Source organism: Arthrobacter sp. 'calajunan', from assembly GCF_046940185.1.
Lineage (GTDB): Bacteria > Actinomycetota > Actinomycetes > Actinomycetales > Micrococcaceae > Glutamicibacter > Glutamicibacter soli.
Genome location: NZ_JBKZDY010000006.1, coordinates 106,744 through 126,974 on the forward strand (window position 1 = coordinate 106,744; position 20,231 = coordinate 126,974).

15 protein-coding genes and 2 pseudogenes are annotated in these 20,231 nt (G+C 62.7%); 9 read left to right on the top strand and 8 right to left on the bottom strand.

What is annotated here, in order from left to right:
- The first annotated feature begins 1 nt into the window (after position 1).
- From kdpB to RF641_RS11245, 5 genes are all read left to right on the top strand, one after another.
- On the top strand, positions 2–2,164 hold the full coding sequence (kdpB, locus tag RF641_RS11225) for a potassium-transporting ATPase subunit KdpB (protein WP_161449066.1): 2,163 nt from the start codon (positions 2–4) through the stop codon (positions 2,162–2,164).
- Between the two features lie 22 nt (positions 2,165–2,186).
- Complete coding sequence (kdpC, locus tag RF641_RS11230) at positions 2,187–2,789, top strand: potassium-transporting ATPase subunit KdpC (protein WP_161449064.1); 603 nt, start codon at positions 2,187–2,189, stop codon at positions 2,787–2,789.
- On the top strand, positions 2,773–5,277 hold the full coding sequence (locus RF641_RS11235; RefSeq protein WP_047117819.1) for a DUF4118 domain-containing protein: 2,505 nt from the start codon (positions 2,773–2,775) through the stop codon (positions 5,275–5,277). Before kdpC ends, RF641_RS11235 begins: the two co-directional genes overlap by 17 nt.
- Positions 5,277–5,954: a response regulator transcription factor gene (locus RF641_RS11240; protein WP_047117820.1), complete on the top strand. Its 678-nt coding sequence runs from the start codon at positions 5,277–5,279 to the stop codon at positions 5,952–5,954. Before RF641_RS11235 ends, RF641_RS11240 begins: the two co-directional genes overlap by 1 nt.
- Before the next feature lie 271 nt (positions 5,955–6,225).
- Positions 6,226–7,299 carry an AAA family ATPase gene (locus tag RF641_RS11245; protein WP_424573193.1) on the top strand — a complete coding sequence of 358 codons (1,074 nt, stop codon included), beginning with the start codon at positions 6,226–6,228 and terminating at the stop codon, positions 7,297–7,299.
- Between the two features lie 119 nt (positions 7,300–7,418).
- On the opposite strand, the gene RF641_RS11250 is transcribed toward RF641_RS11245, so the two are convergent.
- The gene (locus RF641_RS11250; RefSeq protein ID WP_237562315.1) at positions 7,419–8,765 is read right to left on the bottom strand and encodes an APC family permease; all 1,347 of its coding nucleotides are present in this window, start codon (positions 8,763–8,765) and stop codon (positions 7,419–7,421) included.
- 204 nt (positions 8,766–8,969) lie between these two features.
- Positions 8,970–9,659, bottom strand: coding sequence for a hypothetical protein (locus tag RF641_RS11255; protein WP_161449062.1), 690 nt, complete (start codon positions 9,657–9,659; stop codon positions 8,970–8,972).
- A 56-nt stretch (positions 9,660–9,715) separates the two neighbouring features.
- Between RF641_RS11255 and RF641_RS11260 the strand changes: the two genes are divergently transcribed.
- Positions 9,716–11,290, top strand: coding sequence for a hypothetical protein (locus RF641_RS11260; RefSeq protein ID WP_161449060.1), 1,575 nt, complete (start codon positions 9,716–9,718; stop codon positions 11,288–11,290).
- Positions 11,291–11,662: 372 nt separating this feature from the next.
- On the opposite strand, the gene RF641_RS11265 is transcribed toward RF641_RS11260, so the two are convergent.
- A complete protein-coding gene (locus RF641_RS11265; protein WP_161449058.1) occupies positions 11,663–12,559 on the bottom strand; it encodes an NADP-dependent oxidoreductase in 897 nt (298 codons plus the stop codon).
- Between the two features lie 305 nt (positions 12,560–12,864).
- On the opposite strand from RF641_RS11265, the gene RF641_RS11270 reads away from it, so the two are divergent.
- Both RF641_RS11270 and RF641_RS11275 read left to right on the top strand, forming a co-directional pair.
- The gene (locus RF641_RS11270) at positions 12,865–13,278 is read left to right on the top strand and encodes a winged helix-turn-helix transcriptional regulator (protein WP_161449055.1); all 414 of its coding nucleotides are present in this window, start codon (positions 12,865–12,867) and stop codon (positions 13,276–13,278) included.
- 835 nt (positions 13,279–14,113) lie between these two features.
- A pseudogene (locus RF641_RS11275) lies at positions 14,114–15,311 on the top strand (IS110 family transposase).
- A gap of 31 nt (positions 15,312–15,342) precedes the next feature.
- On the opposite strand, the gene RF641_RS11280 reads toward RF641_RS11275, so the two are convergent.
- The 5 genes and pseudogenes from RF641_RS11280 to RF641_RS11300 all read right to left on the bottom strand — a co-directional run bounded on the left by RF641_RS11280 (position 15,343) and on the right by RF641_RS11300 (position 18,753).
- Positions 15,343–15,639: a hypothetical protein gene (locus RF641_RS11280; RefSeq protein WP_161449052.1), complete on the bottom strand. Its 297-nt coding sequence runs from the start codon at positions 15,637–15,639 to the stop codon at positions 15,343–15,345.
- A 358-nt stretch (positions 15,640–15,997) separates the two neighbouring features.
- Positions 15,998–16,459, bottom strand: a pseudogene (locus RF641_RS11285) (DUF4913 domain-containing protein).
- Complete coding sequence (locus RF641_RS11290; RefSeq protein ID WP_161449043.1) at positions 16,456–17,304, bottom strand: hypothetical protein; 849 nt, start codon at positions 17,302–17,304, stop codon at positions 16,456–16,458. The pseudogene RF641_RS11285 and the gene RF641_RS11290 overlap by 4 nt, the downstream one beginning before the upstream one ends.
- Positions 17,305–17,542: 238 nt before the next feature.
- Complete coding sequence (locus RF641_RS11295; RefSeq protein ID WP_053799201.1) at positions 17,543–17,989, bottom strand: nuclear transport factor 2 family protein; 447 nt, start codon at positions 17,987–17,989, stop codon at positions 17,543–17,545.
- Complete coding sequence (locus tag RF641_RS11300) at positions 17,986–18,753, bottom strand: hypothetical protein (protein WP_161449040.1); 768 nt, start codon at positions 18,751–18,753, stop codon at positions 17,986–17,988. Before RF641_RS11300 ends, RF641_RS11295 begins: the two co-directional genes overlap by 4 nt.
- Positions 18,754–18,963: 210 nt before the next feature.
- Here RF641_RS11300 and RF641_RS11305 point away from each other — a divergent pair, with 210 nt between their 5' ends.
- Positions 18,964–20,148 (top strand): thiolase family protein, encoded by a 1,185-nt coding sequence (locus RF641_RS11305; protein ID WP_424573194.1) that lies wholly within the window; start codon positions 18,964–18,966, stop codon positions 20,146–20,148.
- Positions 20,149–20,231 lie beyond the last annotated feature (83 nt).

Below are 20,231 nucleotides of genomic sequence, written 5' to 3' on the forward strand. Positions count from 1 at the left end.
AATGAGCATCCACCATTCAACCGTCGACCGCGTGCCGGATGCGCCCGAGCGGCCGCACGCGCCGTACCCCGAACCGGGCAGCGCGTCCAGCTTCTCCGCCCGCGCCATCGCGTCCGCGCTGAAGCTCGCGGTGCGCAAGCTGGACCCGAGGCTGATGTGGCGCAACCCGGTGATGTTCATCGTGTTGCTCGGCGCGGTGCTGCTCACCGGCATGGCCGCCGCCAGCGGCTGGCTGGGCGCCGAGCAGGCGCAGCTGGCGCCGCTGACCTGGGCGCTGGCCGCCTGGCTGTGGGCCACGGTGATCTTCGCGAACTTCGCCGACGCGATGGCCGAGGGGCGCGGCAAGGCGCAGGCCGAATCGCTGAAGGCCACCCGCCGCGACACCCTGGCCGAGGTGGTGCAGGACTACGACGAAGCCGGAGACCCTGGCGCTGTGCACGCGCGCGTGGACCGCGTGGGCAGCCAGCAGCTGGCCATCGGGCAGGTGGTGCGCGTGCGCGCCGGGGAACTGATCCCTGGCGACGGCGAGATCATCCACGGCATCGCCACGGTGGACGAATCGGCCATCACCGGCGAATCCGCCCCGGTGCTGCGCGAGGCGGGCACCGACCACAGTGCCGTCACCGGCGGCACCCGGGTGCTTTCCGATGAGATCCTGGTGCGCATCACCACGCGGCCCGGGGCCAGCTTCGTGGACCGCATGATCGCGCTGGTCGAGGGCGCCAACCGGCAGAAAACCCCCAACGAGATCGCGCTGAACCTGCTGCTGACCGGCCTGGGCATCGTGTTCCTGCTGGTGGTGCTGACGCTGAACCCGATCGCTTCGGCCAACGGGCACACGGTGTCCATCCCGGTGCTCGTCGCGCTGCTGGTCTGCCTGATCCCGACCACCATCGGGGCGCTGCTCTCGGCGATCGGCATCGCCGGCATGGACCGGCTGGTACAGCGCAATGTGCTGGCCACTTCCGGGCGCGCTGTGGAGGCCGCCGGGGACGTGAGCACGCTGTTGCTGGACAAGACCGGCACCATTACCTACGGCAACCGCATGGCCACCCAGGTCACCGCGCTGCCCGGCCTCGAGGAGCAGGAGGTCCTGCTGGCGGCCGTCCGCGCCTCGCAGGGCGACCCGACCCCGGAGGGCAAGTCCGTGATCGAGCTGGCCGCCCGCTGCGGTGTTGCCGCGCAGCCCGACGAACGTGCGCTGGTGGTCCCGTTCACCGCGCAGACCCGCATGTCTGGACTGGATTTGGCCGACGGCACGCAGATCCGCAAGGGTGCTGCCAGCGCCGTCGAGGCCTGGGCGGTCGGGCAGGGGTACAACCCGCAGGATGCCGACGCGCAGTTCTGGCGCGACGCGGTCTCCTCCATCGCCTCGGCCGGGGCCACCCCGCTGCTGCTGGCCGACTCCCGTCCCGGGCAGCCCGCGCGCATGCTCGGGATGATCGCGCTGGAGGACGTCATCAAGGACGGGCTGGTTGAGCGCTTCGAGCAGCTGCGCGCCATGGGCATCCGCACCGTGATGGTCACCGGCGACAATCCGCTCACCGCGGCGGCGATCGCCCGCAAGGCAGGCGTCGACGACTTCCTGGCCGAAGCCACCCCGGAGGAGAAGCTGGCGCTGATCCGCCGCGAGCAGGACGGCGGCCACCTGGTGGCGATGACCGGCGACGGCACGAACGACGCACCGGCGCTGGCCCAGGCGGACGTCGGGCTGGCGATGAACTCCGGCACCGCGGCGGCCAAGGAGGCGGGCAACATGGTGGACCTGGATTCGGACCCCACCAAGCTGATCGACGTGGTGCGCATCGGCAAGCAGCTGCTGATCACCCGCGGGGCGCTGACCACGTTCTCCATCGCCAACGACCTGGCCAAGTACTTCGCGATCATCCCGGCGATGTTCACGGTGTTCTACCCGGGGCTGGGCGCGCTGAACATCATGGGCCTGCACTCGGCCTCCTCGGCCATCCTCTCTGCGGTGATCTTCAACGCGCTGGTGATCATCGGGCTGATCCCGCTGGCTCTGCGCGGGGTGCGCTACCGGCCGATGAGCCCCTCGCGCATGCTCACCCGCAACCTGTGGATCTACGGCCTGGGCGGGGTGATCGCCCCGTTCATCGGGATCAAGCTGATCGACCTGCTGATCTCCTGGCTGCCGGGCCTCTAGCACTTCAACGAAGGAGAACGACATGAAGCTTTCAACCTCGATCCTGCGCCAGTTGTGGACCGCGGCGCGCGCCACGGCGCTGCTGGTGGCGCTGCTGGGTGTCGCCTACCCGCTGGTGGTGACGGCCGCCGGACAGGTGGTGTTCCCGGCGCAGGCCAACGGTTCGCTGCTGGAGCACCACGGGCAAACGGTGGGCTCGGCCCTGATCGGCCAGGCGTACCTGAAGCCCGACGGCTCCCCGGACCCGCGCTACTTCCAGCCGCGGTCCTCGGCCGGGGACTTCGACGCGCTGGCCTCCGGCGGCAGCAACCTCGGTCCGAACGACCCGGAGCTGACCAAGCAGATCACCGAGCGCCGCGCGCAGATCGCGCAATTCAACGGCGTGCCCGCGGCGCAGGTCCCGGCCGACGCGGTGACCGCCTCCTTCTCCGGGCTGGACCCGGACATCAGCCCTGACTACGCGCAGCTGCAGGTCAACCGGGTGGCGGCGGCGCGCGCGCTGAACCCGGCGCAGGTGCAAGAATTGGTGCACAGCCTGACCAAGGGCCCGGATGCGGGGTTCCTGGGCGCGGGCAGGGTGAATGTGCTGGAGCTGAATCTCCAGCTGGATGCGATCAAGGAGTAGCCGCGTGGGCGCTGCCGGCCGATTGAAGGTGTTCCTAGGGGCGGCCCCCGGGGTGGGCAAGAGCTACGCCATGTTCCGCGAGGGGCACCGGCTGGCGGCGGAGGGCCGGGACGTGGTGGTGGCGCTGGCAGAAACCCACGGCCGCACCGAGACCGAGCGCATGCTGGGCGGGCTGGAAATCGTCGAGCGCCAAGAGGTCGAGCACCGCGGGATGACGCTCACGGAAATGGACACCGACGCGGTGCTGGCCCGCCGCCCCGAGGTGGCGCTGGTGGACGAGCTGGCCCATTCGAACCCGGCCGGCTGCCGCAACGCCAAGCGCTACCAGGACGTGCAGCGGCTGCTGGAGGCGGGGATCGACGTGCTGAGCACGGTGAACATCCAGCACGTGGATTCGCTGAACGACGTGATCGAGAAGATCACCGGGGTCAGCCAGCGCGAGACCCTGCCCGATGCGGTGCTGCGCGCGGCCGACGAGATCGAGGTGGTGGACCTGGCCCCGCAGGCGCTGCGCGGCCGGCTGGCCGAGGGCTCGGTCTACCCGGCCGAGCGCATCGACGCGGCCATGTCCAACTACTTCCGGCTGGGCAACCTGACGGCGCTGCGCGAGCTGACCCTGCTGTGGATGGCCGACGAGGTGGACCACGCGCTGCTTGACTACCGGCGGCTGCACGGCATCGACAGCTCCTGGCAGGCGCGCGAGAACGTGCTGGTCTCGCTCTCCGGCGGACCCGAGGGCCAAGCGCTGATCCGCCGCGGCGCACGCATCGCCGCCCGCTCCGCCGGAGGCACGCTGATCGTGGTGCATGTGAGCACCCAGGACGGGCTGCGGCGCAGCGACCCGCACGAGCTCGGCGCCCAGCGCCTGCTCGCCGAGTCGCTGGGCGGCAGCTACCACCAGGTCGTGGGGGAGGACATCCCCGCGGCGCTGCTGGAATTCGCCCGGGAGGTCAACGCCAGCCAGGTGGTCATCGGCCAATCCCGGCGCAGCCGGCTGCAGGCGCTGTTCACCGGCGAGGGCATGGGCGCCGGCATCATCCGCGCCGCCGGGGACATCGACGTGCACATCGTCAGCCACGCCGCGGCCCACGGCCACCGGGTGCTGCCGCGGCCCGGCCCGCCGCTGTCGCTGCGCCGCCGGCTGCTGGGTTTCGCGGTGGCGCTGGTCGGAGGGCCGCTGCTGACCATGCTGCTGACCGCATTCTTCAGCACCGACACGCTCAGCGCGGCCGCCCTGGGCTACCAGCTGCTGGTCACCCTGGCCGCGGTCGCCGGCGGCAAGTGGCCGGCGCTGTGCACCGCGATCGGCTCCGGGGTCAGCCTGAACTTCTTTTTCATCGAGCCGCTGTACACCGTCACAGTTTATGAGCCGGTGCACGTGCTGACCCTAGGGCTTTATGTGCTCACCGGGCTGATCACATCCTACGTGGTGGACCTGGCCGCCCGGCAGACCCGCAACGCGCGCCGCTCGGCCAGCGAATCGCAAATGCTGCAGGCCGTGGCAGGCAACGTGCTGCGCGGCCAGGACGCGCAGCACGCCCTGCTCGAGCGCACCCGCGAGGCCTTCGGCCTCAAGGCCGCGCGGCTGGTGGACGCGGGCCGCGAAATCGATCTCGTGGGCGCCGCCGACGGCGCCCCGGACCAAGTTCTGAGCGTGGACGACGCCGCGGTATTGGAACTGTACGGATCGGTGCCGAACACCGGGCGACGGCTGCTTCAGGTGGTCACCGCGCAGCTCGCGGCGCTGCGCGAACTACGCGCACTAGAGGACACCGCCAGCCAGCTGGAGCCGCTGGCCGAAACCGACCGGGTGCGCTCGGCCCTGCTCTCGGCGGTCAGCCACGACCTGCGCCGCCCGCTGGCCGCCGCGATGGCCGCGGTGGGCAGCCTGAAGGCCACCGACATCCAGTTCTCCGAGGAGGACCGCGGCGAGCTGCTCAGCACCGCCGACCAGTCCCTGCATGCGCTGGCCGAGCTGGTGACCGACCTGCTGGATGTGTCCCGGCTGCAGGCCGGAGCGCTGGCAGTGCATCCTCAGCGGATCTACGTGGACGAGGTCATCCTGGCCTCGCTGGACGAGCTGGGCGCCGGCCCGGCGCAGATCCAGCTGGACCTGGACGCGGACCTGCCGGCAGTGGACGCCGACCCGGTGCTGCTGCAGCGCGCGCTGGTGAACGTGCTGGCCAATGCGCTGCGCTTCAATGCCGGCAAGCCGGTGCTGGTGGGCAGCAGCGCGCTGGGGGATACCGTGCAGATCCGCGTCGCTGACAGCGGGCCCGGGGTGGACGAGGGCCGCAAGAAGACCATGTTCCTGCCCTTCCAGCGCTTGGGCGACACCGACAACCAGACAGGGCTGGGGCTCGGGCTGGCGGTGGCCAAGGGATTCATCGAAGGCATGGGCGGGGCGCTGTACGCTGAAGACACCCCCGGCGGCGGGCTGACCATGGTGGTTGACCTGTTGGTTTCCGCCACGCAGAAGGACGGCTGATGAAGATTTTGATTGCGGACGACGACCCGCAGATCCTGCGGGCGCTGCACGTGATCCTGCGCGCCCGCGGCTACCAGGCGCTCGGCGCGGCCAACGGGGCCGACGCGCTGAACCTGGCCATCGAGCACCGTCCGGACCTGTACGTGATCGACCTGGGTATGCCGGGGCTGACCGGGCTGGAGCTGATCGCCGGCATCCGCGGCTGGAGCCGGGCGCCGATCCTGGTGGTTTCCGGGCGCACCGACGCGGTGGACAAGGTGCAGGCGCTGGATGCCGGGGCGGACGACTACCTGACCAAGCCCTTCGACATCGACGAGCTGCTCGCCCGGCTGCGGGCCCTGGGCCGGAGGCACGGCGCGGTGGAAACCCAGGCAGTGCTGCGCCTGGGCAAGGTCGTCGTGGACCTGAGCAGCAAGCGGGTGCTGGACGAACACGGCGCTGAAATCCGCATGACCCCCACCGAATGGAAGGTACTGGAAATCCTCGCGCGCAACGAGGGCAAGCTGGTCACCAGGCAGATGCTGCTCACCGAGATCTGGGGTTCGGAGCACGTCGCGGACACCGGCTACCTGCGGCTATACATTTCCCAGCTGCGCCGCAAGATCGAGGCCGACCCGGCGAACCCGGTGCACCTGCTGACCTCCCCGGGCATGGGGTACCGCCTAGAGATCAATTAGTGAATAAACCGGGTCAGATACGGTCGTTTATGGGAATGTGAAGACCGCTGGTGAAGAATGACTCTTCACCTGCGGTCTTCTACTTTCTACATGTCCCGATACTGGGGACCGAAACGTCGCTTCTCGTAGACACCAGCGGACGGTTTTTGGGAAGTCTCAAGGCGGTCAGTTTTCGTCGCTGGCCGCACCTGCCGCCGACAAAACCCCATCCGCGCCTGTGCCTAAGGAATCAGCCGCAGCAGAAGGTACGCCCGGACCGGAGGAACCAGCAATGCAACCCGCGCCAGCTGACCAGCAGGCGAAAGCCACCCCACCGGCCCCAGTCGCCCCAGCCCCCGCAACCAAGGTTCAGCAGCCTAACCCGTTCGCGGCCAAAACCCAAGACCAGGCGGCAGCAGTCCAGGAGAAGGCTCCAGCGACCCGCCGCGAAGCCCGCCAAAGCTTCCTCACCCAAGAACAAATCGAAGAACCCGCCACCAAGGGCTGGCGCGGCACCATGACCCGCCTGGGCCTACGCATGGCTCCCGGCGAGGACGAACGCGCCGGGAGCGCCGACGTACAGGCCGTGAGCCAGCACTGGCCAGGGCCACGCACCATCGCCATTGTGAACGGTAAAGGCGGGGCAGGAAAGACCCCGACCACAGTTCTACTCAGTGCAATCTTCGCCCGCTACGGCGGTGCCGGAGTGCTGGCCTGGGATAACAACCAAACCCGAGGCGCCCTCGGGTGGCGCACCGAACAAGGCCCACACGAAGCGACCTTGTTAGAGTTGCTGCCCGAATCCGAAAAACTCTTAGGCACCAGGGCACAATCCGCCGACCTTGACCACTTCGTCCACCACCAGAACCGCGACCGGTTCGACGTGCTGCGCTCCAAACCCATGGAACTGGCCAGCGCCCAACGCGTCGACGCCGAGGACGTGGACGCAATCCACCGCGTAGCCTCAAAGTACTACCGGCTGATCTTCATCGACTCCGGCAATGACGAATCAGATCCCATGTGGCGACGCATGATCGACCACACCGACCAGCTCGTCATGGCCACCACGACCCGCGATGATCATGCCGAAGCCGGCGCACTGCTGCTCGAAGCACTCGCTCAGCAAAACAACAAAGCCCGCGCCTTGGCGCAGAACGCCGTAGCCGTAGTGACCCAGGCAGATTCCAAGGCGACCGTAGCTGATGTGAATCGAGTGGCCGACGGCTACAAGACCCTCGCCCGTGACGTGGCAACGATTCCGTTTGATCCGGCCATGGTTGACGGGCTGCTACGCTACGAAGCTTTACGCCCAACCACGCAGCGCGCGTGGCTTGCAGCTGGGGCAGCGGTAGCGCGAGGACTATAAACCATTCGAGTTCCTTACTGGCCAACTGGATAGCCGCGGTGTAATAGCGCATTGAGGGCTTTCTATCCGTAGTGCCAGGCAAGCATGCCGCTCGGTACTATCGAGTTTCCTCCCGTATTTTAGTCGTCGCGTTTGGAAGATTTCTCGGTAGGGGCGTTCTGGCGTCGACGTACTGCTATCCATTGCAGAGCGATGATTGCCCCCGCTACTGCTGCCGTCACAACAATCGTCAGCAGGTTAGTCTGGAGTTTCACCAAGGCAAAGGGCACTAAAACAATCAAATCCAGAATGATAGCCACGCCAGGAATCCAGATCTTAGCGTTTACCTCATCCTTTAGATGACGAATAATGCCCCAGTGGATGGCAATATCCATACTCAGATACAAAATCGCCCCCAGAGACGCGATCTGTGACAGATCGAAGAACGCGGCCATCACGATGGCCAGTAACGCCGTGAGGATCAGGGACTGATGGTTTTTGCCGAATGGAAGCCCTGGAGCCTGCCCCATCTCACGGAGCATGTCGTAAAGGCGAGACACGGAAAAGAGGCTAGCGATGAGCCCAGATAAAGTTGCCACGACGGCGATAACTACCGTGATCAAAACTCCCCAGTGACCAAACAGGGGTTCAGAAGCTTCGGCAAGAGCGTAATCTCTAGCCTCAGTAATTTCCTGAACACTGAGGCTGCTGGTGACCGCCACGGTAATCAATAAGTAGAGCACCGTGCATAAACTGATAGCGATGATAATCGACCGGGCAATATTACGTTTAGGGTCACGTAGATCCGCACCTTGGTTAGTGATCGTGGTGAAACCCTTGTACGCCAAAATGCACAATGCTGTCCCAGCTGGTACCCCTAGCCACCCCATCGCCAGAGAAGATTCCTGGGACGTAGTCAACAACTGACCAAGAGCTGAAGAGCCTGCCGCAATAATTCCCGCGACTGCAAGTAGGGCGATACCCAATATTTTGACTGCAGCGGTGATAGTTGCGGATCTCTCAACCCAGCGGTTCCCGAAAAGATTCACCGCTGCCGCCGAAGCGATTGCTACTACGGCAAGTACAGGTACCCACACTGCTGAATCCTGCATCCCAAACAGACGTAAAAAATATGTGCCGAACGTGCGTCCCAGTAAGCTTTCTGCCAGAACCATAGAAACATACATAAAAAGCGAAAATGAACCAGCGATAACACCAGGACCGTAAGCAGCTTTTAGAAGCATCGCAATACCACCCGAGGATGGATTTGTGGCTGAATAGCGGATGTACGAGTACGCACTGAACCCCACTACTATTGCCCCAGCGAGAAACGCCCACGGTAGATACCCGCCGGCAATTTCCGCTACCTGACCTACCAGGGCAAAGATCCCCGCACCGATCATTACCCCTGTTCCCAGGGCTACCGATCCAACCAGTGTCAGCTTCGGGCTCTTTCCCTCGGTCATGTCGCCCCAATCGTTGCTCATTCATGCCAGACATCAATGTTCGTGAGTATACCGATCTTGGAGCTACTTGAAGAAGGGGCGGGCCTAGCGTTCAGAAGCCTCCCATTCCCCGAGACACGGGAGTTCCCGCAGCTACTGAAACTCCCGTAGTTTAAGAGCCCATAATTTTGATTATGTAAAGTTTGGAATACTAATGTTTCTTGGCGGATGACGTTGGCCTTAGCCCTAACAGGTCCTTGCGGGTTCTGACATTTCCTTAAGATGCCCTGGGCCTCTTAGCCAGTGGGTTCCCCATGCATCCGTGAATCTTACCTGCACACAGTCGATTAATAGTGAGAACGGAATATCGGCATTATCGACCCAGTCAGATTTTTCAGGAATCCGCTCTCCGGGCAAAACAGTGCCGATGACCATTTCTATATTGTGATAATCTTCCGTCTCCATACCTCCCGAAGGGATCAGGAGAACTACTCCATCAATCGGGTATGGAGACGCATTGATTAGCTCTAGCTCTACTCGCATGCGTGTAGGCTTCGATTTGTCTTCAGTCCATCGGGAGCTCACTGCAACTTCGCGTGCGTGCGCAAGTCTACGGTTCTGTTCGTCCTCGATATGCCTCAGGGCCTCAGCTTCGCGTTGCTTAGTCTGCCCTTGCAAGGACAAGCTAGCGTAAATCAAGCCCCCCAGGGTTGCAAGGCCTGCCACCCAGGTCCCAACATCGCCCCAGACTGTCGCCATGGGAGCTATGCTCCAGCGCCAAAGGATAAAAATCGTTACAAGAGGGATGGCGAGAGTCCAGAAGTAACCATGCTCTCGACCTGTTTTGGGCCATAGCAAAGCCAAAAAATTTCGTCCTTCTCGCCAGGCTTGCTTCCACCAGCTAGTAGTGTGCCCCGATTCATCATGTCCCTTCATGGATAATAGTCATACCCTATGCGTGCTCTCTTGATGAGTCTCCGTAATATCGAAGCATGACGATCAACGCTTTCCCCTTTCCTGTCGATGCCAATGGTGAAGCCAAACCTAGGCCTGCTCTCTGCTGGTGGGTGCCATTGCCGGACCCTATAGGCCTAGCGGATGGCATGGAGTTGCATTTTGCTACGAGCAAGCCACAGGCGCACTTATTGAATGGAACTCCTGATTCGTCAAAAGCGCCTCCTGCCCATGAATATGACATAACCTTCTTGGTCCAACAGGTCGATGTTTCCTGGGACCAATCTCCCGGGGAGCTTGCCGCATTTCAAATGGCGAAATTGGAACAAAAGCCGACTGGTGAGAGCGTCTCCGTAAAGAAGCCAGGAAGCCACTCTGAAGCCCTTACTCGACGCATCAGTATCATACGGGCAGCCGTCAGCAACGCCACGGGAGTCGAATTCGATTCTGATTCCATTAGTAGCGCCTTTGACACCGTCATACGCCAGATAAGACGAGTGCAAGCTTCTTACTCATTAGTGTCTCAGTGGCCCATGACTTTCGCAGCTCGGGAAGTACTGCCGATGATCATACCGTTTGAAACTTTTTCGCCTGACGCAGAGGAAAACCATGAAAGAAACTTGAGCCTCTACCACCTGCATACAAACGGTTTAGAGCAAGCCGCTACCCCAGAGCCGCTGACGGACCAACAAGAACAGATGCTTCACATCGCTATAGATCGTGATCATGCTGCGTTCGCAAGCTACCATCGATTGCGTCATGACGCATTAGTTAGTCTGCGCCGTCGTGGTGACTACCGTTCATCGCTTCTATCATCTGCTAGCGCGGCAGAAGTTTATCTGGACGAGCTTTTGCTGCACATGATGTGGGAAGAGGGGATACGCCCAGAAGATGCAGGAGAGACATTCGCTGATCCTCGAACTGGGACCATAAAGCGACTCAAAACCGAATATGTGCCTCGCTTGCACGGAATATGGAATCCCACCCAAAGCGGTCCGACTCAAGCATGGCGAGATAACATTGCACGAGTTCGGAACCGCACGATTCATGCCGGTCATGAACCGGGAATCCGTGAGGCAGAGCTTGCCTATGAATCGCTCATCGATCTAGAACGTCATGGAGCCGATCTAGTAGCGGCACGTAATAGCAAGTATCCTCGCACGGCTCTGGCGATTTGCGGTGAAGAGGGCCTGCGTCGCCGCGGCAAGTTTACTCAGCGAATTCAGCGATTGATGCAAGATCCGTCGGAGCCGAGGTGGGTCGAGACTTTTGTGCGGTGGAAAAGCGAGACTATGAGGGAACGAAATCGTAGTGACGGTTTTGGTGAGGAACCAGTGGTCAATCGTGCCTCACTCCTGATGGTTGGACATCAGGAGGGCCCCGATTGGGTGCTTCACGATCCCGTTGCAGCAATGGCCGCGCGAGTGACACCAGATCTTTCTGCTTTTCCGGAAGAGCAAGCCACTGGGATCGAGTCAATGCTTGAAAACCTACATGATGGAGTAGCCCATATTCTGGATGTTCACGGATTCGTACCCAATGAAGAATGGGTTGGGCAACATCGCCGTATTCCCGGTCTCGGCACCATGGTAAATTGGGAGGATTTTTACTAACCCATGCTGTCAGCATGGGGCCATTCGCCACCTCATTGTTACTTATTGGTACGAGGAGCGCAGAGGGCCTGCCGAACTACCCGTCCGGTGAGATGTCTTGCAATCTATAGGTTGCAAGACGTCTCACCGCACGCCACTCCCTGGCAAAAAATCCACAGAATCTCAACGGTCCAAAATTCTCACAACTATGTATCGCAACCAATGGCGTAAAATCATGTCTGCACCATTAGTTGCGAGACACTTCTTGAAGGACCGATGACTAAACTGATCGGCTACGCCCGCGTATCCACCAATTCGTTCGTTGGGGTCCATGGATGTCCCGGGCCCCGGGTTGCTCGCCGTGGTGGTGGGGATGGGCATCGGCCTCCTGAGTCAGGGGATGAGGACGAGCCGTCCGCGCAGGCTACCTTCAGCCAACCTGGCGTGGGCTGCCGTTACCTCATCGAGCGGGTAGGTCTGTGCGACGCGGGCCCTAATTTCACCTTGGTCGGCGAGGCGGGAAAGCTCGGCGAGCTGGGCGCCGTCGGCCCGCACGTCGAGCGCATCGACACGGACGCCGCGTTCCGAATCCGGTTCCTGTCCCGGCCACAAGCCGACGTAGGAGCCACCGTCCTGGACTGCGGCGATCGCCTCGTTCCCCAGGCCTGCGGCGTCGAGCACACCGTCGAAGCCGGCAGGTGCAAGGTTCGCCCCGCGGGTCAGGAAGTGGTTGGCGCCGCGAGAGACGAGGAACGGTATGTCGCCGGCGGAGGCCAGCGCGGTGACCTCCAGGCCCTGTCGGTGGGCCAACTCCACTGTGTGCCCCCCGACCCCGCCGGCCGCTCCCGTGACGAGCAGGCTTTGCCCCGGCCGCACCGCCAGCAGGCCCAGGGCCTGCGCTGCGGACAGCGCGTTCAGGGGCAGCGCCGCGGCATGGACATCGTCGAGGGAGGCAGGGGCCGGGGCGATGGCTTCTGCGTCAAGCACGACGTAATCGGCATGTGTGCCCAGCGGCTCATTGTGGCCCGTGGCCAGGCCTATGACCCGGTCCCCGACAGGCCAGTTGACCCCGGCCCCCACGGCATCAATCGTGCCGGCAACATCCCAGCCGAGGCCGATCCGTTCCCCCTCACCGCCGAAGACCCCCGAACGCATGGCAGCGTCCACCGGATTCAGCGCAGCCGCGCTGACCTTGATCCTCACCTGCCCGGGTCCCGGTACAGGTACCGGGACCTCTGTGATCTCGACTGCCTCGGGTCCACCGAAGTGGGAAACTGTTGCGGCGCGCATGAACATGGCCTTCCTATGGTTTGGGTGTGGGCGGTCGTTTCTGCCGCATCGGCTGAACCTTCCGCTGTTGGGTGCGTGCGAAGCCGAACGTCAAACGTGACGGCCCGGGGTGATGGTCTCGACCGTGCAGGTCCTGTCGGTCTCGGCCAAATGATTGAAAACGAAGATGGCCATTCTTTTCAAGTGCCTTGGTCGGATGGCCCTAAACCGGTTTCTTACACATGGTGCGTAACTCCATAATGGGACAGTATTGAATTCGATACAAAAGGCACACGCGTGTGCGTAACAGGAAGGGCAGGTGCGCCATGGAATCCGACCCGAGCATCCGGCAGGCTGGGGCACTGTCCGGGCCGTGTTCCCGCTGGCCGGCGGAACACGGGGAAACCATCCGGCAGATCATCGAGCGGGCGGGCAACAAGTGGGCCGTGCTCGTGGTCAGTTCGCTTCAGGGCGGGCCCCTGCGCTACACCGACTTGCTTCACTCCATCCCGGGTCTCTCCCAGCGAATGCTCACCCACACCCTCCACCAGCTGCGGCGTGACGGTCTCCTCACCAGAACCGCCTATCCCGAGGTGCCCCCACGGGTGGTGTATGCACTGACTGATCTGGGCACCACCCTGCTCATCGCCATCACCACTCTGATCGACTGGGCCGGAACCCACCACAACGAGATCCAGGACAACCGCACCCGATTCGACACGGCAGAGGCCATCACCTGACGCCCCGTGCCGGCCGGACACCAAAAGCATGCAGGGCAAGGCCGATCGGGGGCAAGAGGGCACTTCCTTATCTACCACCGGAGTCCGCGTCCGCCCGCGCTCCATGGACCCGTCGGGATACAGACAACCCGCCGCGGAGCCGGCATCACCGGACCAACCCGTCACCTATTATCGGCTGTAGGCCGACCTGAGGCACCGGCGGCTGCCCTGAAGAGCTAACAGGATCGCCTCCAAAGCAGGAATGCCAGGGCTGGCTCGCGCCAGGTGCTCACGACCAACCAGCCACAGCCGGGTCCGAGACAGCGCAAGAGTACAGTCCATTTGAATAACGGCTGATACCAGTACTAAGCCCGGGACCGGGCCCCCTGTCTGTCAGGGTTTGAATAGAGGGTCAGCAATCACCGGGTAAGTATTATCTGAACTGTGTTCGACCTTCTGGACTACGAGATTGTCTCTGATCTCATAAGTAGTCCGAACTGGGCGTCCAGCACTGTCTACAGCCCAGGGTGCTGCAACAGTTCCATAAATTTCTTCGTTCGCATCCTGAATAAGGACATGCTCTTCGACAATCTCAGCAGACCCGTTACCTTGTTGATAGCTCCCTCACCCGAGGATGATGGGAGCTGTCGGCCGGCCAATCCCGGCATGGTGTCTTGCCCCTGCATATCCAATAGTCCGGGGGGTGTTGCCACCGGGATTGGATGGCAGCGAGGTGATTGCTAATCAGGGGCACGGCGCCAGGAACACTGGACGCCAGTCGTAACGTGGGTGTAAGGCTTTGCTACCGACGGTTGGTCGACCGTGAACAAATCATCGGTTCAAAGGAGCACCGGTCATGAACACCACGGAAATCGATATTGTCCTCGGGCTCGACGTCGGAAAGACCGACCATTGGGGCTGCGCCGTGACGGTGGAGGGCACCACCATCTGGAATAAAACTCTGCCCAACGACGAAGCAAAGCTCACCAAGGTCTACCAGGATCTCAGCGCTAAGGGCGCCGTACTGGTGGTCGTGGACCAGCCTGCGACCATCGGTGCCCTGGCCGTCGCGGTCGCCCAGCACCTGTGCATCACCGTGGCCTACCTGCCCGGGCTGACCATGCGACGGATCGCGGACATGTATCCGGGCACGGCCAAAACTGACGAAAAGGACTCGTTCATTATCGCCGACGCGGCCCGCACCATGCCGCATACGCTGCGCAGCCTGCAGGTCTCGGACGAGGAAGAAGCAGCCCTGGGCATGCTCACCGGCTTCGACTTGGATCTGTCTCGCCAGATCACCCAGACCAGTAACCGGATCCGCGGGCTGTTCACCCAGATCCATCCCTGCCTGGAGCGGGTGGTGGGCCCGTGGCTGGAGCATGATGCGGTGCTCGAAGTCCTCGCCGCTTGGCCTATCCCAGCAGCGCTGAAGCATGCCGGCAAAGCACGGATCGACGCGAAACTGACAAAGCACGGAGCCCGCCGGCACACCGCCTGGGCCGGCGCCATTCTGGACGCCGTGGATGAGCAAACAGTGGTCGTGGTCGGCACTGAGGCGGCCGGGATGGTCATTCCCCACTTGGCCCGGCAGCTAATCGCCCTGCATGCCCAGCGAGCCGACGTAGCCTCCCATCTTGAAGCTATGGTGGAGTTCCGCCCTCTTTGCCCGGTCCTGACGTCCATGCCAGGGGTTGCGGTCAGGACCACTGCGGTATTCATTGCCGAGACCTCCGGCAAGATCTTTGATAGTGCCGCCGCCTTGGCTTCCAATGCTGGGTTGGCGCCCGTCACCCACCAGTCGGGCACCTCGATCAAATCCGAACGCGTCAGCCATTGAAGGCAACAAGAGATTGAAGCGAGCGTTGTTCCTTTCGGCCTTTGCGTCCATCCGTTTCGACCCTGCCAGCCGCGCTTACTATGACCGGAAACGGGCCCAGGGAAAACGTCATAACCAGGCGCTCATCGCGTTGGCCCATCGCAGGCTGACAGTGTTGTTCGCGATGATCCGCGACGGGTCACTTTACGATGCTCCGGTGGCGGATGCTGCTTGACAAAATACATAGGGGCACCCCCCATCAGGGATTAGATCGTAGAAAATTCCTGGGGCTGTGAAGCATCTGTAATCGCTACGGATAACCGAACCGAAGCATCTTGCAGAGGTTGAGCAATCAGCCTCGTTCCGTCTTCAACTTCATAATGGACAGAGCCCTCCGATGATTCTTTACCCTCGGAGAGACTCTTATTGGGCAGAGGAACTAATCGGGCCGTTCCGCTAGAGTCAGTAATCTCAATTTTTGCAGATGATCCTGAATCGATAGCCACCTCAGTGCGGTCAATTTTCGCCTCGAATCGGCCACTTTCCATATCCGTCTCAGCCATCGGTATCTCTTCAGGAGCATAATCAGTGATCAGTTGCTCTCAGGAGCTGCTTGGTGTTTCTTCACTCGCGTATGCCGGGAAAGCAAGTGTCGAACTACACACGATACCGAGCACAGTTACAGAAGAAATATGCCGCCAGCGTCTCATGTCACCTTTACTTTTGAATTGATGAAGAACTTCAACAAAGAAGCAATAAACTGCTTCTGTCTGAATAAATTAAATCAAACAGTAGCATGTATAAACTTCACTTCGGCAAACGAGGAAGTTGAGCCAGCATTAATCGTGCTCCAGCGCCTCTGCAGTAGCTATTGAAGCAGTTTCCTTATCTTCCCGTTGGTTCGTTCCTGCGACAACAGCCCTATTGCACGGATGACCGGAAGTACCCCTCCGGAGCCTCAGCCACAGGGAACATCTCCGGTAGCTGCGGGTGCATGACCTTGTCATACGCGTGGAACGGGCCATCCTGCGCGGTGAGCCGATCCATCAGCGGGTAGAAGTAGTCCCGGTAGAACACCAGGATCTGCTGCGGGCCGTCCCACCGCATCTGCTCCCACGTCTCCTACAACGCGGTAATCACCGAATACACTTCAGGGTACTCATGCCAGTTCGGCGCCCACGCACGCCCCGAAGGCCCATACTTCCGCAGGTAACGCGGCAGCGCGTAGCCGCGCAACCTCTGCTGCGCATCCTCATACACGAAAGGCCGCTCCGGCTCCGCGTGCCCGGTGTCCCGCGACGGGGCCGCTGGCCGTGCCGTCTGCTCCTGGGTCTCGTCGCCGTCCAGATCCAGCTCATCGTTATTCGGTGGGATGCCGATCATCGCGACAGCTCCTGTCCTTGGATTCGAGCCGGGGCCGCCGCGGACACAACGCGTTTGCGGTGCTTCATCGCCGGCTGCGGATTCTGCGTGCTCGGCGGCAACGGGAAATCAGCATCCTTACCACCCTTCTGCTTCCACACAGCGATCACCCGTTCAGAGGCGGCACTGTGCTGATCTAACGGCAGCTTGCCCGCATCCTCCGGGCCAGCCCCAGCCGGGGCCGGCTTACCGGCTTCTTCGGCTTCGGCAGTTTTAGCGTTCGCCCGGTCAAGGTGTTCTTCGCCCTCGAACCGTTCAGCTTGCCCCTGATGAGCGGCCTCATCCTGCTGGGCTTCCGCCGCCTCGGCAGTAGCGGTCTGCGGTGGCAGCTTCGCGCCTTCGGGCACCAGGTGCGGGAACTTCCCGGCAATCGCCCGGTCTACCTCATCGTCGTTCCCATACCAGGACGGCACATGACTGATGGTGTCGCGTCCATTAATAGACCGGTCACTCACCGTATCCGCTGGCATGCTATCAAGCAGACGCAACGCTTCCTGCTTGCTGATCTCCACATCACGTTCCAGAGCGTTGTTGTAGTCGTAATTCCGGAACGTTCCCTGCGGCTGCGCAAACCACGGCTCCTGACCCATGGGTGGCGGCTCCGCGGTGGCTCGCTGACCAGCCAAATAGTCGTCCAGGGCATCATGCAAAGCCCGGTGCCGGTCGGTGGCCGCCGTGGGATGATCCCGGTTCAGATCCTCCACATTGATCCCGAACTGGTTCCGGATACGATCAGCACCAGTCATGAACACGCGACTGGTGCTATTGTTTGCGCCGTGTTTAGTAACCAACGCCAAAAGAGTCACCTGTCCAGCACTTGCCTCAGAACCGGTTGCATGCCAGAACTTATCGAGTACTGATTCATTGCCGGTTATCTAAGTTACGGCGCTTCAGCCTTCGCTCCGTCTTGTGTCAGCACGGAAAAACTGAACGCACCACAGCGTCATGAATGTAGCAAATACAACTTGGTTAAATCGATCGCTTCGAACCCTTGTCTCGGCTCATGCCGCGATAGTTCCCATGTCTGCCGCATCACGAGCACCACTAGTTGCTGAACAACTGTCGCGCCCATTCGCTGCCGGTCAGCAGCCGGTTCTCGCGCTTGGACACTTTCCAGCCCTCGGCGGTGCGGACGAACTCCCAGCGGTTGGCGCTGACGCGCTCGGCGGTCCACGGCTCGCCGCGGCGGGCGAAAACCAACGAGTGGTTCGTGGCCACTGCGGCGTCCCCGTCGATGCGCAGCGACGGCGCGGTGCCGACGTGCGCGCATCCAGCGGCCATGAAGTCCTTGTGGGTGTCGAATTCGACCAGCCCTGCCAGGTCTTCGTACTGCAGCGTGATGGTGTCGAAGGAGTAGGTCCCGCCTTCCGCCCAGAGCCTCTCGATGGCCTGGCCGTTGCCGGAGTCTGCAAACGGTCCGTAGCTTGCGATCAAGTCCAGGATTTCAGCCCGGTCTTCCAGCGCTTGCAGGCGCTCTTCAATGCTTTTCACCAGTCCCTCCAAGGAATGATTGTGCTCAGTGTCGAGGAGAAGAGGACTTCTCCGGCCTGTGGTGCCGAGGGTTCGGCGGCAAGCTGATGTTCGGTGCTGCGGATGGCGGAACCGGTCATTCGCGGTTCCCCGTCCAGATACAGCAGGCGGATGCGCAGCTCACCCGGCTGGTGGCTGACGGTGTCCGCAAAAGGCAGCGTGGTGTGCTGCTGGGCGTGGCTGAAGGAGAACGTCCAGCCGCCGGCAACCCCGGGGACCTTCAGCAGTTCCGGCATCAGTTCGGTGTCTTCCCAGCGGAAGCTGTCGTGCGCGTCCAGCCCGTGCGGCTCCGGGTAGCGGGTGAGCGTGATGTGCATGCCCTGGTTCGGGCGGAACGGCAGCACGTCGGGGCTGACCAGTGCGTGCGGCGCGGAGTAGCCCTTGACCGGGCGGAAGAAGGCCAGCAGTTTGCGCTCGACTCCCGGGATGATCGGGCCGCGACCCCACTGGAACGACGCTTCGCCCAGGCGGTCCCAGGCGTCGACGCTCTGCTCTACCGGGTCACGGAACCAGTACATCGCCACGAAGTCGGTGTCCGCAAACGTCGAGTCCGCCGCGTGCGCGGGGTCCTGCTCGCGCACCCGCGCCCAGCGGTCTCCCCAGGCCACGCCGGGCAGGGCCAGGTTCTCGGGGCGGTGGTCCAGTTGGTGCCAGCGGTTGTACTCGCCATGCAGCGAGGCATCGGCCAGCTGCACGAAGGAGAAGAACGCCAAATCGGAGAACATGAAAACCCTTACTCCGGAAGCTTCCGGGTCGCCGCGCGGGCCCGGTGAGGGTCCCCGCCCTCCATGCTCGCCCAGCCCCAGCCGCCGGCGCCCGAAGGATCCCGGAGAACGGGATCATCTCACGCCTGCCACTAGGACTTTTTTGTAACGTGACAGGCAAGAGGCACGCCGCGGGCCTGCCCCAGTAAACCCTGAGCTAAGGAAGCCGATTTGTCTACAGAAAAGATCGCCATTCTCGACGGCGCACGCACGCCCGTAGGCCGCTACGGCGGAAGCCTCAATTCGGTTCCGGCCCATGAGCTGGGCCAAGTTGCAGCCCGCGAGGCGCTGTCCCGCAGCGGGGTCTCCGCGGAGCAGGTCGACGAGGTCGTTATGGGCTGCGTGGGCCAGGTCGGACCCGACGCCTACCTGGCCAGACGCGTGGCCCTCGGCGCCGGACTGCCCGACTCCACGCCTGCCTTCACCGTCAACCGGCTGTGCGGCAGCGGGCTGCAGGCCATTTGGTCCGGAGCCCAGCAGCTGGCCTGGGGCGGCTCGCAGTTCATCCTCGCCGGCGGGGCCGAGTCCATGTCCCGCATGCCGTTTCTGGACTATGACGCCCGCGGCAACTCGCGGCTGGGCAACCGCACGGTGCTGGACGGCACCGTGGCCATGCTCACCGACCCGTTCTCCGGGCAGCACATGGGTGTCACCGCGGAGAACGTGGCGGACAAGTACGGCATCAGCCGCGAGCAGCAGGACGAGTTCGCCGCCGAAAGCCAGCGCCGCTCGGGCACCAGCGAAGCCCTAGCCGCGTTCGCCGAGGAAATCACGGAGGTCACCACGGGCGGGCGCAAGCCGGTGACCGTCAGCCTCGACGAGCACCCGCGCCCGGACACCACGGCGGAAAGCCTGTCGCTGCTCAAGCCCGCCTTCCGGAAGGACGGCAGCGTGACCGCCGGCAACGCCTCGGGCATCAACGACGGCGCCGCCGCGGTGCTGCTGGCCAAGCAGTCCACCGCGCAGGAACACGGCCTGCGTTCGCTGGCCACCATTGAACATGTCACCACCGCCGCACTCGACCCGGCCTACATGGGCTATGCCCCGACCTTGGCCCTGCACAAGCTGTTCTCCGAAACCGGCCTGTCTCCGCAGGACATCGACACCTTCGAAGTCAACGAGGCCTTCGCCGCGCAGGCGTTGGCAGTGATCCGGGACGCCAAGCTGGATCCGTCGCGCGTGAACCCCTACGGCGGGGCCATCGCCCTGGGCCACCCGATCGGCGCGACCGGAGCCATCCTCACGCTGCGTGCGGTCAAGGACCTGGTGCGCCGCGACCTGACCTATGCGGTGGTCACCATGTGCATCGGCGGCGGGCAGGCGCTGGCCGCGCTGATCAAGCGCAGCGGCGCCTGAGAGACCGCCGCACCGCGAAAAGAGAAGCCGGGGAGGGAACCGAATGATGGTTCCCTCCCCGGCTTCTTGCCTTCAGGTGCTCA